Origin of the sequence: Moraxella sp. CTOTU48841 (genome assembly GCF_032061225.1) — a bacterium.
GTDB classification, from domain to species: domain Bacteria; phylum Pseudomonadota; class Gammaproteobacteria; order Pseudomonadales; family Moraxellaceae; genus Faucicola; species Faucicola cinerea.
On the sequence record NZ_DAMBFQ010000002.1, the window covers coordinates 45,211 to 59,278 of the forward strand.

A 14,068-nucleotide genomic window follows, 5' to 3' on the forward strand; every position below is an offset into this window, starting at 1 on the left:
AAATCTATTAAAAAAGGGCGTCACGCATTAAACAAATCAACAGCGATGTCAGTCATTGTCGTTCATTGATTAGTTTTAGTCGTTTGCATTTAACTTACCCTAAAGATTATATAAGGTATTATTGCTTCATTCTAATACTTTATTAATAACCAATGGGTAAATGTTTAATTTTTTTTAATTATTCTTGACTTATCTATTTGTATCAAAATTTCCTCGACCAAATAAAAAAGGTAAGCCTAAGCTTACCTTAATCTACAGTTTATAGCATTTTAACTTGATTGGTTGATTTAACCTGATTGTTTAACATTCATCGTGACGTTGTCAATTGAACTTAAGCGTCCAAGACACGGCGCGCTGTCACGAATTTGTTTGCCCAATAGCCAGAATCTAAACTTGTAATAGAAATACTTTTGCCGGTTGATGGGGAATGAATAAAACGACCTTCACCGATGTACATGCCCACATGAGAGATACGACCACCACCGTGAGAGAAGAACACCATATCGCCTGGCTTTAACTCACTACGGTTAATACGTTCACCCACTTGCGCCATGCTGCTTGAGGTACGTGGCAGATTGATGTTGGCGGTTTGTTTATAAACATATTGCATAAAACCGCTACAGTCAAAACCACTGGCTGGGCTGGTGCCACCCCAGCGGTAAGGTAAGCCGATAAAATTTTTGGCTTTTGCAATGAGACTATCTACTTTTGAGCCACCCTCTGTATTTTCAGAAACGCTTGAGTTAAAGCTACTGAAATATTCTGTGATACCATTGTCGGCATTGGCAGCGGTGGGGGCTACGCTTAACAAGACACAAGGTAGAGCGGTCAATAAAGTTTTTTGAAGAAAGTTCATAGGGCTTTAATCCGTTCAGAACTTTTATCCGTATATGGGCTATATCACAATTGATTGCTAAATGCTAAAAAGTTGATATACGGATAAAAATTACATAACTATTGTACTGGTTACATTCTGTAAAACAACGCCATCATACCAATAAAGTTTTTTGGATGTGGATATCTTTTTTCCATAAAATGTTAAAAAATATTACAATGTAAGCTAATTTGCTTACAGAAAGCTTATAGAAAGCATACAGCAATAATTCGGTAAGAAAATACATGACGTAACACCACATTGGGTTAAAAAATCCCTACAATCTCGCCTTTATTTTGGCTTACTGTAAAAAAAGCAGGGTCAATATGTAACTGACCCTGCTTCATTGTTGAGTAAAAAATGATAAAAATCGTTAAATTGCTGTCTTTTTACCCCATCATTCGCACTAATCTCTCGCCCCAAAAATGGCGGTGCCAATACGAACGATGGTGGCGCCCGCGGCAATGGCTTGCTCAATATCGCCGCTCATGCCCATTGACAAAGTATCCCACTGCTCAGGATGCGCATGATATCGCTTGTTTTGCTCAAATAATTGCTGGGTTTTGACAAAGGCAGCGGCTGAATTTTTGGCAGGGATAATCATCAGTCCGCGTAATTGCAAGTTGGGTAGTTGACTAATCTGTGTCACCAATTCGGGTAACTGGTCCGCCTGGCAGCCTGATTTACTGGCTTCATCGTCAATATTGACTTCGATACAGATATTGAGTGGCGGAAGGTGTTCACCCCTTTGCCCATTGAGACGCTGGGCAATAATTAAGCGATCGACCCCATGCACCCAATCAAAATGCGCCGCCAACTCTTTGGTCTTGTTACGCTGGATATGACCGATATAATGCCACACCAATGGCTGCTCGTTGGCAGTAACGTCATTGAGTGCTGCGATTTTTGCCACCGCTTCTTGTACATAGTTTTCACCAAAATCTTGCTGACCTTGCTGCGCTAAGGTGCGAATCATCCAGCTGGGTTTGGTTTTGGATACGGCAAGCAGTTTGACAGTTGGATTGAGTCTAGCAACGTCAGTTTTCACCTGTTGCCAACGCGCTATCAAGGCTTGGTTTTCAGCATCTGTTGCGCTTGTCGCCAATGGCTGTTGTTCATCGAATGTTTGCATGGTTAACTTTTCCTGTTGAGAGGGGGTTGGCTGACTGTTTGCGAGTTAAGATGATGTTTTTGGTTTTTTTCGCACTGGTGCCGCTGATTTTTAAATTTAAGTTTAGCATAAGCTAAAATCAACAAAAAACTATGATGCCTAGTCAGTTTTTTCTGTTTTTTTTGTGGACGGATGATTATAGTATAACTATCTTTTTTTCCCGCGGTTTTTTCTATTTTCTTGACCCACCTAAGGATTCGCTATCATGGCAAAGGAATTATCGATTGACGATTTGTTGCGTTTTGCATTCAAAAATAAAGCCTCTGACTTACATATTTCAGCAGGCTTACCGCCGATGATTCGGGTAGATGGTGAAATCACCAAAATCAACATGCCACCGCTTGATCACCAAAAAGTGCATAGTTTGATTTATGACATCATGAACGACAAACAACGTGCCGATTATGAAGAGTTTTTTGAAACCGATTTTTCGTTTGAAATTCCCAATGTGGCGCGCTTTCGTGTCAATGCCTTTAACCAAAACCGGGGCGCAGGTGCGGTATTTCGTACCATTCCATCTGAGGTCTTGACGATGGAGCAGCTTGGTATGGGACCGATTTTTGAGAAAATCTCTAACTACAAACGCGGCGTGGTACTGGTCACAGGTCCAACAGGTTCGGGTAAGTCAACTACCCTTGCAGCGATGATTAACTATATCAATGAAACCCGTAAAGAACATATCTTAACCATCGAAGACCCGATTGAATTTGTGCATCAATCAAAAAAATCCCTCATCAACCAACGTGAAGTCCACCGTGATACCTTAAGCTTTGATGCTGCGCTGCGCTCTGCCCTACGTGAAGACCCTGATGTTATTCTTGTCGGTGAGATGCGTGACCTTGAGACCATCCGCTTGGCATTGACGGCTGCTGAAACAGGACACTTGGTATTTGGGACATTGCATACCTCATCTGCGGCCAAAACCATTGACCGTGTGGTCGACGTGTTCCCCGCCGCCGAAAAAGACATGATTCGTGCGATGTTATCTGAGTCGCTGCAAGCGGTTATCTCGCAGTCGCTACTCAAACGCCAAACAGGTGGTCGTGTCGCCGCGCATGAAATTATGATTGGTACGCCTGCGATTCGTAACTTGATTCGTGAAAACAAAGTCGCCCAAATGTACTCTGCCATCCAAACCAGTGCAGGCGATGGTATGACCACACTCGATCAAAGCCTTCGCGAGTTGGTCAATAAGGGCGTGATTAGCAAAGAATCGGCGCGCCAATATGCCAAACAACCGGAAAATTTTATGTGATAACTATTTGATAGAAACAATCTTATAAAACCAATGCGAGAGACGCGTTATGGATCTTGATAAATTACTGCAGCTAATGATACAAAAAAACGGCTCCGACCTTTTTATCACCGCCGATGCGCCCATATCAATGAAAGTCAATGGTACTATCGCGCCAGTCACCAAGTCAGCGCTGACCCCCGAGCAATCAATGACGCTGGTCAAAAGCGTGATGACGCCTGCTCAAAGCAAAGAGTTTGACGACACCCTAGAATGCCAGTTTGCCATTGTTGACAAAAACCAAACCGCACGCTTTCGTGTTTCTGCCTTTGTCCAAAAAGACTGTGCGGGCATGGTGCTACGTAAAATTGAAACCAAAATCCCCACGGTAGAGCACCTCAATCTACCACCGATTTTGAATGAAATTGCCATGAAAAAACGCGGCATCGTGCTACTAGTCGGCGCGACAGGTACAGGTAAATCTACCACACTGGCAGCTATGATGGGGTATCGCAACGAGAATTCGCGCGGTCATATCATTACTATCGAAGACCCGATTGAATACCTGCATGAACATAAAGGCTGTATCATCACCCAACGCGAAGTTGGCATTGATACCAAGTCATTTGAAGCAGGATTAAAAAACGCCCTACGTCAAGCACCTGATGTGATTTTGATTGGCGAGATTCGTACCCGTGAAACCATGGATTATGCCATTCAATATGCCGAAACAGGACACTTGGTGTTTGCCACCCTACACGCCACCAATGCCAACCAAGCGCTTGAGCGTATTATTCACTTCTTTGAAGCAAAACATCACGAGCAGATTTTGATGGATTTATCATTGAACCTTCGAGCCATTGTGGCGCAGCAACTGATTGCTACCCCTGATGGCAAAGGTCGCCGCCCTGCGATTGAAATTTTGCTCAATTCGCAACTGATTGGTGATTACATCCGTAAAGGGGAAATCCACGAAATTAAGCCTGTCATGAAACGTTCCCGTGAAATTGGGATGCAAACCTTTGACCAAGCGTTGTTTGATTTGTATGAAAATGGCGACATCACTTACCGCGATGCCATCCAACACGCTGATTCACCCAACGATTTACGCCTACTCATTAAGTTAGAGAGTAAATCGGCCAATAAAACCGAGGAAAGCGAGCTGGAGCTCTCACTGCAATCTGATGATAATAGCGCAGCCAATGACAACGCAATATCCTAATAATACGTAATCGTCTGCTAGTAACAATAATTTTGTAACACAAACAAGGCTCAACATGCGCCTTGTTTATCTAAGCTACACTTTTTCCCAAAATCACCACATCAGCAATAAATCCGTTCATATCACAAACTTGCTTAAACTTGCCCCATGGCTCAAATCCTAGCTTACCAAACATCGCAAGGCTTGGTGTATTATGCGCAAAAATCAGCGCAACAACTTGCTGCACGCCACAACTTGGCGCAACTTGGATTAAATAATTGACCAACGCCTTGCCCACGCCTTGCCCCTTGGCTTCATCTGCCACATAGATACTGATTTCAGTACTGATATGATAGGCAGGACGCGCGTATAAATCAGACAAACTGCCCCAACCCACTATTTCACCTAAGCTATTTTCGGAGCTAGTTTGGGCAACCACCAACGGACGATTGACGGTATGAGCGTCAAACCACGCTTGCCTATCTGCCACACTCACAGGCTGTAAATCTGCCGTGGCTTGCTTACCTGCGATACTTTGGTTATAAATTTCAACGATGCGCGGTAAATCATCAATCGCAGCTAGGCGAATACTAAGGTTGTGATGCGCTGCAGACATAGCGACTCCAAAATTGAACTAAAAAATGCGGCTAAAATTTGCCGAAAAATCTTATTAGCGCGTATGTTAGCAACATTTTTACTTTATAATAAGCGATTTCATAAAATTGATAGTTTGCGATGCCTATGAACGTGATTGACTTATCTGACTGGCTAAAAAATCCAACCCTATTACCTGATTCGGTACTGACGATTGGTAATTTTGATGGGGTACATTTGGGTCACCAAGCGATGCTGGATAAAGCCAAATCTTTGGCAAAATCTCAGCAACTTGCCAGTATGGTGATGGTATTTGAACCACAGCCGCGTGAGTTTTTTAGCCCGCAAACCGCCCCTGCAAGACTCACCAATTTGGCAGAAAAAACCCAATTGATTGCTGAACATCGTATCGATAGCTTGATTGTGGCAAATTTTGATAATGACTTTCGGAATTTATCGGCACACGATTTTGCCAAAATGTTAGTCAAATTAAACGTAAAGCATCTGGTATTGGGGGATGATTTTCGCTTTGGGCATGACCGTACTGGCGATAGTGAGTTTTTGCGTGCGTTTGGCTTGCCTGTGCAAATTTTGCATACTGTGACCGACCATGCGCATCAAGATGAGCGTGTCAGCTCAACCCGCATTCGAGACTGTTTGCAACAAGGGGACTTGGCAACCGCAAAGCATCTGCTAGGGCGAGATTATGCGATTACTGGCATGGTGGAACATGGCGATAAAATCGGTCGCACACTTGATTTTCCCACCGCCAATATTGCGCTAAACCGTATCAAGCCTGCCCTGCATGGGATTTTTGCGGTATCGGTTACCGCTACCGATGGCACGGATTTATCAACACTGGGAAAAAATAGTCAAACTGGCGTGCAAGGACTCACCAAAGGCAGTTTGTTTGGCGCTTGCAATGTGGGTACTCGCCCTGCGCTAAAAAATAAGTATGGGGTAGAATGGCGACTGGAAGTCAATTTTCCAAAGTTTGAAGGCGACTTGTACGGCAGAGAACTGACGGTGACATTTTTGCATTTTTTACATGGGGAAAAAAATTATGCTGGGCTTGACGCATTAAAACAAGGCATTGCCCAAGACGTGGTGGATTTACTTGACTGGCGCGAGCAGCAAGCCTTTGCAAAATCAATCCCTTAATGACTTTGGCATGTCAGCCTCCACCCTGCTACTCCTAAGCAACATACTAGGCTTACCCAAGCTAGCCCAATTTTCTGAGTCGGCAGGGGCAAAAATACCCTGCCTATACTTCCCATACCCTGCGTTGCCATTTGGCATTGACTGTAAATGCTTTAATCTTTGTACGCTGGTGGAAAATTGTATCCTTCCTCAACTATTTCTAGCATTTTCAACTATTTTTAGCGTTTATAGCTATTTTGGTGAGTGAAATTTTTTTGTGACAAACTTACCAAAATCAAGCATGAGATAAGCCAAACCACGCTTTGTCAATCTGCCAATTTTAACATATAATACCCTGTTATCAATTTTTTACCTTTTGCACTTTTTATAGAATACCGAGAGTTACATGACCGACAATACTGACAATCAGTCAATCGACTATAAAGACACCCTAAACCTTGCCGATACCGTATTTCCCATGCGTGGCGACCTTGCCAAGCGCGAACCTAAATGGCTAGAACAATGGTTTGCCGACGATGTGTATGCCCAAATTCGTAGCGCTCGTCAAGGTCGTGAAAAGTATGTATTGCATGATGGCCCTCCCTATGCCAACGGTCAGATTCACTTAGGTCATGTGGTGAATAAAGTGCTTAAAGACATGATTGTCAAATACAAGACGCTTGACGGTTATGACGCGCCGTATGTACCGGGTTGGGATTGTCATGGATTGCCGATTGAGCAAAAAGTAGAAGGCATTATCGGTAAAGTGGGTCAACCCCATAAAGACAAAAGCAAAAACGGTGCCATCGTGACGTCAACCGAGTTTCGCGGCGCTTGCCGTGACTATGCCAAAAGCCAAATTGACCTGCAAATGGTTGACTTTAAACGCTTGGGCGTACTGGGTGACTGGGAAAATCCTTATCTGACCATGAACTTCAAGCAAGAAGCTGATACTGTCCGTGCATTGGCAGAAATCTACAAAAACGGGCATATCACTCGCGGTATGAAGCCGGTGAATTGGTGTTTGGATTGTGGTTCGGCGCTCGCGGAAGCGGAAGTGGAATATGAAGATAAAAAATCCGATGCGATTTATGTCGGTTTTGATGTCGTCAACCGTGAAGCATTAGCGGCGACTAAAGCGATTGATGGCGCTTTGCAGGCGGTGATTTGGACCACCACGCCTTGGACGTTGCCTGCCAATCAGGCGATTACCGCAAGCGCTGAGCTAGAGTACTCCGTGGTAAAAGTCACGTTTAATAAACAAGCCTTTGCTATTCCTACTACCCTTGATACGCCCAATTATTTACTTCGCCGTTTAACCAAAGACGATAAAACCGCTTTACAGGCAAGTGCATCTGACCCCTTGATTTGGGAAATGTTGCCGGAAAAACGCCACGAACCTGCCGTATTTGAGCCGTATTTCAAAAAAGCCCTTGAGCAAAAAGCCTTTGTGATTGTCGATAAAAAAACCAATAACATTATTGGCACAACCCGTTTTTATGATGATAATGTTGAAGAAAGTTCGATTGCGATTGGCTATACCTTTTTGACCCGTGAGTATTGGGGATCAGGGGCCAATGCTGAAATTAAATCGGCTATGCTAAGTCATGCCCAACCCCAACGAGAAACGATTTGGTTTCATGTTGCCCCCGATAATCAGCGTTCGGCCAAAGCGTTAGAAAAAATTGGCGCAACTTATCAAAAAACCGCTGACAACGGTTTAGGCGAGCGCTTGTTTTATCAAATGGCAGGCGATAAACCACAGACGAAAATCAGCCATTTAATTGTCGCTTACAATTTAGTTCCGCATTTAATGAGTGTCTTTAACGCCAAAGAATACAGCGTTGTTGCGACCGTGAAAGGCGATGCATTAACTGTACTTAAAGCCCAGCATCCACTGATTGCCGAGCGTCAAGTGCCGATTATCACAGGTGACCACGTGACGGCAGATAGCGGTACGGGTTTGGTACACACTGCGCCCGCGCACGGTGTCGATGACTATATGGTCGGGCAAAAATTTCACTTGCCCACCGAAAACCCAGTGGCAGGTAACGGCGTGTATTTGCCTGAAGCCAAAGTTTTTGTCGGCGATCATATTTATAAAGCGCAACCAAAAATTATCGAAACGCTCAAAGCCAGTGGCCATTTGCTCAAGCATGACGTGATTACTCACAGCTATCCGCATTGCTGGCGACACAAAACGCCGATTATTTTCCGTTCAACGCCACAATGGTTTATCAACATGGAAAGCCAAGGTCTGCGTGAGCAAGCGTTGACCGATATTCCAAAAGTGGTATGGACACCCAGTTGGGGACAAAATCGCATCGAATCAATGATGCATGGTCGCCCAGATTGGTGTATCAGCCGCCAACGTACTTGGGGCGTGCCGATTGCCTTTTTCATTCATAAAGACACGGGCAATTTGCACCCAAATACGGCTGAGCTGATGGAAAAAGTCGCGCAAGTGATTGAACAAGGTGGTGTGGAAGCGTGGTTTGATGCCGCGGCTGAAGACTTTATTGGAGATGATGCTAAAGAATATCAAAAATCGACTGATACGCTAGACGTGTGGTTTGACTCAGGGTCAACCAATTTTGCCGTGCTTGCCAATCGTCCTGACTTAGCCAATCCTGCGGATTTATATCTTGAAGGCTCTGACCAACATCGTGGTTGGTTTCAGTCGTCGCTTTTGGTGAGTGAAGCGATTTATGGTCGTCCACCGTACAAGCAAGTGTTGACGCACGGGTTTACTGTAGATGCCAAAGGCTATAAATTATCAAAATCCAAAGGCAATACCAAAGGCTTTGAGCCGCAAGAACTTGCCAATAAATATGGTATTGATATCGTGCGTCTGTGGGTCGGTTCAAGTGACTACCGTTACGAGATGGCGGTATCGACTGAAGGCTTTGCGCGCACTACCGATATGTATCGCCGTATTCGTAACACCATTCGTTTTTTACTGGCGAATACAGACGACTTTGACCCAGCCACCGACATGGTGGATGCTATCAATATGGTCAGCCTTGACAAGTACATTTTAAAACGCGCTGAGGCGGTACAAGCTGACATTCGTCAATCTTATACCAACATGGATTTTCACCAAGTGTGTCAAGCGGTGGTGGGTTTTTGTTCACAAGATTTGGGCGGTTTTTATTTAGACATCATCAAAGACCGTCAATACACCACCAAAGCCAATGGTGAAGCGCGCCGCTCAGCACAAACTGCAATTTATCATATTGCCCATGCGTTACTGCGCTGGATTGCACCGATTTTGTCATTTACCGCACAAGAAGCTTGGGAAATCTTAAAAGGTCCGCATACAAGCCATGGCAATGGCTACATCTTTACCGAAGAATGGTATGAATTCCCGCCAGTGGTATTGGATGACGTGAGCGAATCGGATTGGCAAGCGATTTTGAATGTCAAAGAAACCGTCAACAAAGCTTATGAAATTGCGCGCACCGATAAAGTGATTAACGCCAATTTATCGGCTAATGTCACCGTGTATGCACCAGATGCTGCCATGGCGTCACTCAATCGATTAGGCGATGAACTAAAATTTGTGTTGATTTCAAGCCAAGCCAATGTGGCGGCATTAACCAACCAACCAAGCGATGTGACCTATACCGACGAAGACAGCCAAGTTGCGGTAGTGGTCAAGCCTGCCACGGGTGAAAAATGTATTCGCTGTTGGCACATTCGCGAGGATATCGGCATCAATCCTGCCCATCCAGAAATCTGTGGTCGCTGCGTCGAGAATGTCGAAGGTCAAGGCGAGGTGCGTCATTATGCCTAATACACAGGCAACGACTGCTGCCACTCATTCATCCACTACCCTACCCATCAACGGCAATAAAGCTATGGTGTGGTATGGTATTGCGGTTTTGGCAATGATTATTGACCAACTTACCAAGTTGTACTTTGAGCACAACTACCAGCTGTACCAAACTACGGCGATTATTGAGCCGATTTTTAACTTTACCCTTGCCCACAACTATGGCGCGGCGTTTAGTTTTTTGGCAGATAAAGGCGGCTGGCAAAAATGGCTGTTTAGCGGACTGGCACTGGCTGTTTCCTTTGGTATCATGGCGTATCTACGCAAAATACCCCAACAAGCCAAATTATTGGCTTTGGGCTTGTCATTGGTGATGGCGGGCGCTTTGGGCAATTTGATTGATCGGGTACGTTTGGGCTATGTGATTGACTTCTTGCATGTGCACTATGGCAATGCGTGGCATTTCCCGATTTTTAATATAGCTGATGTGGCGATTAATATTGGCGTTGTGTTGATTTTAATCGATGCGTTTTTATTAGAATCCAAACGTAACACCCTTTAATTTTTAGATGGATAAACAACCGCATGAATCATGACATTATTACGCCAAACGAACAAACCCGCATCACTCAAGACTCAACTGTTGATTTGCATTTTGAGGTCAGCTTAGAAAATGGCACCGTCATCGACTCAACCTTTGAGCGTGGCGAACCTGTTCGCTTGGTAGTGGGTGATGGTAGCCTGCTTGAAGGGTTTGAGAAGGTACTTATCAACTTGACAGCCGGTGACACGCGCACCGCATCGCTGTCGCCTGAGGAAGCATTTGGTGAATGGAACCCTGACAACGTACAGACTTTTAGTCATGCGCAGTTTGCCGTGACTGGCAATCTGCCTGAAGTCGGTACCATGATGGAATTTGAAGACAAAGGCAAAACCACGCTCGTGGGTGTGGTCAGTGACGTCACTGAAGATGCCATCAAAGTGGATTTTAACCATCCATTGGCAGGTCAAAATATACTGTTTAAAGTGCAGATTTTTAGAGTGACACCAAAAGACAGTAAAGGTATCACACTAAGCTGACATTCATATGGCATTCAGCTGAATGGAAGTTTTCAATAAAAAACCCTGACAATAAAAAAACCGCTGATTAACTCTCAGCGGTTTTTATTGTCTATCAATTAACCGTTTGGGTATCATCGTCTGCCGCATCACCTTGTTTAGCGTCTGATTGTTCTGCCAGTGTTGCACGCTGCTCAAAACGTTCGCCCGTCGCTTTAATACCCCACACCAATTCCACAAAAGCGCGGTTATTGATGAGCGGCTCATCTTCGATAATCAAGAAATAGCCCGTTTTGTTGATCCATAAAAACACAATACTGGTATTGGGCATCAACATATCAATACTGGTAAAAAATGACACCCCATAGCCATGTACCGCCCAACCGCGCTGCTGTTGGCGTTCTAAAAAGCCATAAAAATCGGCGGCGGCTACCGACAGCGTATCTGCTTCTTGCTGAGTAAAGCCCATTTTTGCTAGACAAAAGCCTTCATCTGATGCAATTACGACACGGCGACTACCCGATAGGCTCGCTGCTACATATTTTAAGAAATTATCCAGCTGCACGTGCGGAGCGACCACCCGCTTTTCAAGGGTCTCAATCCAACCTTCTTCGATAAACATATCTAGCCAAGTGTCACTATAACGCTCACCCCATTCCCGCGCCGTCATACTTTGTTCAGGGGCGAGCACCGCTTGTAAGGCTAGTTGCTGCTCTGAGGGATTGGCACTTGAAAAACCATGCAATACCCCGGCAGGCGTTAAAATTACATAGGTGTCGTTTTGTTCTGGCATGGTGTTTTCCTTAAATTTTATAGACGGCAAAGGTAATGTTGTATGATAGCGTTGGTGAATGCAAAAGCTCATTCATCAATTGGGTTACTAATTTATCGGTTGGGTTGCTAAGTTATCGATTCGGCTATAATTAAGCGGCTTGCTTGGCAAAATATTCTTTGGTTTCAAGCCATTTGTCATTAAAATCCCATTTGTTTTTTGACATTTCCCACCAAACCATACTAAATGCCAATCGGTCATGACAAACAACACAATGGTTAAAGAACTCTTCCTCGATTTCGGCAATTTGCTCGGCTTGGTCTTCTGGATCGTCTTCTTCTTCCATGATATCTAATAGCGAAGCAATCGTCATTTGTGCCACTACTTTTGAGTCATCAGTGGACACACGTAGTTGGTGTTGATAAGTGTTCATTGAAGGCGATACCAATACGCTCCAACGCGTGGCAAGATGGCTTACTTTAAACACATACTCACCATGATTGATGCATTGGTCAAACCCTTGTAGCAGTGTTGGCGTTAGTTTTTCTCTGACTTGGTTGAGCATACGGTCACCAAAATAGGGCACGTCAAACCAACAACCATAAAACATATCGGCTAACGCACCTTGTAAGGGCTCTTTTTCATCAAGTTCCATCGCTGCCATGATGCGGCTGGTATGGATATCCATGTTCATCGGTTGGTCAATCACTTGTCGACTATAGAGACGAAAATTAAGCCAATGTTTTTGAAATTTTCTACGATTACGATTCGACAATGAATACATGCTGATTCCTCAAAAAATTAGCCTAATTATATAAAAAGTTATGTGACAAGGGTGAGGTATTAGTGACTGACGCTGTGAAAAATCCACGCATTTATCCCCTACTATACTATTAAACCCGATTGCAATCAAAACGCTTCAGCATAAAAAAAGCGCAACTTCATCTAAACATGAATTGCGCTATTGGGCAAGATGACAAGCTTGACCGATTAATCCAATAAGGTATCCATTAAATCAATCATAAACTCGCCGTCTTCTTGGGTCATCGGCTCAAAACCGTCGCTCATCCCCAGTTCTTGTAATACTTGTTTGCCTTCGGCTGTGTCTTTTAAGCTTAATAAGGCCTCGATAAATGGCTCACTGTCGGCAAAACTCTCTTTAATCAGCAACACATGGCTGATATCGCTCAAATCACTTTCAATCAATACCTGCATCTGCGATAAAGTCAAGCGTGACAAACTATCATAAACTTCAGATAAAAAGAATGCCGCATCAGCTTCGCCTTTAATCAAATTACGCGCAGCGGCTTGGTAAGTCTCGGTAACTTTCCAAGTAATGTCCGTTTCTAACAAATCCACGGCTTCTAGCAGACGAAGCCCAATCAATTTGACATCACGGTTGTCTGCCATGACAATGGTGCAGCCTGCTTTTAAATCATCAAGTGCTGCAATGCCACTATCGGCTTTTGCAGCAATCACCATTTCATCAGATTTGCCCAGTGGACGCGCCACGGCGCGATAACCCTGCTCCCGAATCATTGCCGCTGCGTCAAAGGGATTGGCATAGATAATATCCACGTTTTGCGCTTGGATTAAGTCGTTTTGTTCATGCGCAGACGCGGGTGTCAGTAAGTGAATATGAATACCGGATTTTTTTTGTAGCAGTGTATTTAGCATATGCCACCCTGCAAAACGCTCAGGCGCGAAGTCAGGCGCAATGAGTAAATTAATTGTCATTAGGCTTGCTCCTCTAGCATTTTGCGATACAGTGCTTCAGCTTGCGCGATTTTGCTGCGTGATGGTTTGCGTCGTACCGAGGTATAGCCAACCGTTTCGCCATGGCGGATATTGGGTACAGCCGTTGCATACACCCAGTAGTAGCTACCATCTTTGCACAAGTTTTTGACATAGCCATGCCATTTTTTGCCCGCTTCGACTGTTTGCCACAAGTCTTTAAAGGCGGCTTTTGGCATTTGTGGATGTCGCAAAATATGATGCGGCGCGCCAATTAATTCATCACGGCTATAGCCACTGATATCCACAAAGGCGTCATTGGCGTGGGTGATAATGCCATCTAAATCCACGCGTGAAACGATAAGTTTGCCATCGGGATAAGGCAGCTCGTTTTCGGTGGTATAAACGATACGACTTGAGCCATCTGAGTAAGTCAGACGATGCGCTGTAGCATCGCCAGCAGGTTTGTCCATATCGGGTAATTGTACAGATTTCATTACCTCTCCTTATAAAT

Annotated in this window: 13 protein-coding genes; 6 read left to right on the forward strand and 7 right to left on the reverse strand. The window is 44.4% G+C overall.

The window, feature by feature from the left end:
* Positions 1 to 331 precede the first annotated feature (331 nt).
* On the reverse strand, positions 332 to 856 hold the full coding sequence (locus RT034_RS02920) for a C40 family peptidase (RefSeq protein WP_313013496.1): 525 nt from the start codon (positions 854 to 856) through the stop codon (positions 332 to 334).
* Positions 857 to 1,280: 424 nt separating this feature from the next.
* A complete protein-coding gene (locus RT034_RS02925) occupies positions 1,281 to 2,006 on the reverse strand; it encodes a YggS family pyridoxal phosphate-dependent enzyme (protein WP_313013499.1) in 726 nt (241 codons plus the stop codon).
* Positions 2,007 to 2,250: 244 nt separating this feature from the next.
* On the opposite strand from RT034_RS02925, the gene RT034_RS02930 reads away from it, so the two are divergent.
* On the forward strand, positions 2,251 to 3,300 hold the full coding sequence (locus tag RT034_RS02930; protein ID WP_219299044.1) for a type IV pilus twitching motility protein PilT: 1,050 nt from the start codon (positions 2,251 to 2,253) through the stop codon (positions 3,298 to 3,300).
* 49 nt (positions 3,301 to 3,349) lie between these two features.
* Positions 3,350 to 4,501, forward strand: coding sequence for a PilT/PilU family type 4a pilus ATPase (locus RT034_RS02935; protein ID WP_099808389.1), 1,152 nt, complete (start codon positions 3,350 to 3,352; stop codon positions 4,499 to 4,501).
* Positions 4,502 to 4,571: 70 nt separating this feature from the next.
* Here RT034_RS02935 and RT034_RS02940 read toward each other — a convergent pair whose 3' ends face one another.
* Positions 4,572 to 5,096: a GNAT family N-acetyltransferase gene (locus tag RT034_RS02940; protein WP_313013507.1), complete on the reverse strand. Its 525-nt coding sequence runs from the start codon at positions 5,094 to 5,096 to the stop codon at positions 4,572 to 4,574.
* Positions 5,097 to 5,221: 125 nt separating this feature from the next.
* Here RT034_RS02940 and ribF point away from each other — a divergent pair, with 125 nt between their 5' ends.
* The 4 genes from ribF (at position 5,222) to fkpB (ending at position 11,069) form a co-directional block, all read left to right on the forward strand.
* Positions 5,222 to 6,235: a riboflavin biosynthesis protein RibF gene (ribF, locus tag RT034_RS02945; protein ID WP_313013510.1), complete on the forward strand. Its 1,014-nt coding sequence runs from the start codon at positions 5,222 to 5,224 to the stop codon at positions 6,233 to 6,235.
* A 457-nt stretch (positions 6,236 to 6,692) separates the two neighbouring features.
* Positions 6,693 to 10,010 carry an isoleucine--tRNA ligase, N-acetyltransferase domain-containing gene (gene ileS / locus RT034_RS02950; RefSeq protein WP_313014119.1) on the forward strand — a complete coding sequence of 1,106 codons (3,318 nt, stop codon included), beginning with the start codon at positions 6,693 to 6,695 and terminating at the stop codon, positions 10,008 to 10,010.
* Positions 10,003 to 10,551 carry a signal peptidase II gene (gene lspA, locus RT034_RS02955; protein ID WP_313013512.1) on the forward strand — a complete coding sequence of 183 codons (549 nt, stop codon included), beginning with the start codon at positions 10,003 to 10,005 and terminating at the stop codon, positions 10,549 to 10,551. The genes ileS and lspA overlap by 8 nt, the downstream gene beginning before the upstream one ends.
* Before the next feature lie 23 nt (positions 10,552 to 10,574).
* Entirely contained in the window at positions 10,575 to 11,069 is a 495-nt protein-coding gene (fkpB, locus tag RT034_RS02960; RefSeq protein WP_095355898.1) for an FKBP-type peptidyl-prolyl cis-trans isomerase, read from the forward strand.
* 94 nt (positions 11,070 to 11,163) lie between these two features.
* Here fkpB and RT034_RS02965 read toward each other — a convergent pair whose 3' ends face one another.
* The 4 genes from RT034_RS02965 to RT034_RS02980 all read right to left on the reverse strand — a co-directional run bounded on the left by RT034_RS02965 (position 11,164) and on the right by RT034_RS02980 (position 14,051).
* Positions 11,164 to 11,841: a hypothetical protein gene (locus tag RT034_RS02965; protein ID WP_313013518.1), complete on the reverse strand. Its 678-nt coding sequence runs from the start codon at positions 11,839 to 11,841 to the stop codon at positions 11,164 to 11,166.
* Positions 11,842 to 11,971: 130 nt separating this feature from the next.
* Positions 11,972 to 12,604 carry a hypothetical protein gene (locus tag RT034_RS02970; protein ID WP_138018598.1) on the reverse strand — a complete coding sequence of 211 codons (633 nt, stop codon included), beginning with the start codon at positions 12,602 to 12,604 and terminating at the stop codon, positions 11,972 to 11,974.
* A 206-nt stretch (positions 12,605 to 12,810) separates the two neighbouring features.
* Positions 12,811 to 13,557 (reverse strand): phosphate/phosphite/phosphonate ABC transporter substrate-binding protein, encoded by a 747-nt coding sequence (locus RT034_RS02975; RefSeq protein ID WP_313013520.1) that lies wholly within the window; start codon positions 13,555 to 13,557, stop codon positions 12,811 to 12,813.
* Positions 13,557 to 14,051, reverse strand: a complete 495-nt coding sequence (locus RT034_RS02980) for a PAS domain-containing protein (protein ID WP_099808397.1) — start codon at positions 14,049 to 14,051, stop codon at positions 13,557 to 13,559. The genes RT034_RS02975 and RT034_RS02980 overlap by 1 nt, the downstream gene beginning before the upstream one ends.
* Positions 14,052 to 14,068 lie beyond the last annotated feature (17 nt).

Excerpts from the sequence above, each read along its gene's own strand:
- RT034_RS02925 (WP_313013499.1), bottom strand. The coding sequence starts at position 2,006 with ATGCAAACATTCGATGAACAACAGCCATTGGCGACAAGCGCAACAGAT.
- RT034_RS02935 (WP_099808389.1), top strand. The coding sequence starts at position 3,350 with ATGGATCTTGATAAATTACTGCAGCTAATGATACAAAAAAACGGCTCC.
- RT034_RS02965 (WP_313013518.1), bottom strand. The coding sequence starts at position 11,841 with ATGCCAGAACAAAACGACACCTATGTAATTTTAACGCCTGCCGGGGTA.
- ileS (WP_313014119.1), top strand. The coding sequence starts at position 6,693 with ATGCGTGGCGACCTTGCCAAGCGCGAACCTAAATGGCTAGAACAATGG.
- RT034_RS02970 (WP_138018598.1), bottom strand. The coding sequence starts at position 12,604 with ATGTATTCATTGTCGAATCGTAATCGTAGAAAATTTCAAAAACATTGG.
- RT034_RS02975 (WP_313013520.1), bottom strand. The coding sequence starts at position 13,557 with ATGACAATTAATTTACTCATTGCGCCTGACTTCGCGCCTGAGCGTTTT.
- lspA (WP_313013512.1), top strand. The coding sequence starts at position 10,003 with ATGCCTAATACACAGGCAACGACTGCTGCCACTCATTCATCCACTACC.
- RT034_RS02930 (WP_219299044.1), top strand. The coding sequence starts at position 2,251 with ATGGCAAAGGAATTATCGATTGACGATTTGTTGCGTTTTGCATTCAAA.
- RT034_RS02920 (WP_313013496.1), bottom strand. The coding sequence starts at position 856 with ATGAACTTTCTTCAAAAAACTTTATTGACCGCTCTACCTTGTGTCTTG.
- fkpB (WP_095355898.1), top strand. The coding sequence starts at position 10,575 with ATGAATCATGACATTATTACGCCAAACGAACAAACCCGCATCACTCAA.
- RT034_RS02980 (WP_099808397.1), bottom strand. The coding sequence starts at position 14,051 with ATGAAATCTGTACAATTACCCGATATGGACAAACCTGCTGGCGATGCT.
- RT034_RS02940 (WP_313013507.1), bottom strand. The coding sequence starts at position 5,096 with ATGTCTGCAGCGCATCACAACCTTAGTATTCGCCTAGCTGCGATTGAT.
- ribF (WP_313013510.1), top strand. The coding sequence starts at position 5,222 with ATGAACGTGATTGACTTATCTGACTGGCTAAAAAATCCAACCCTATTA.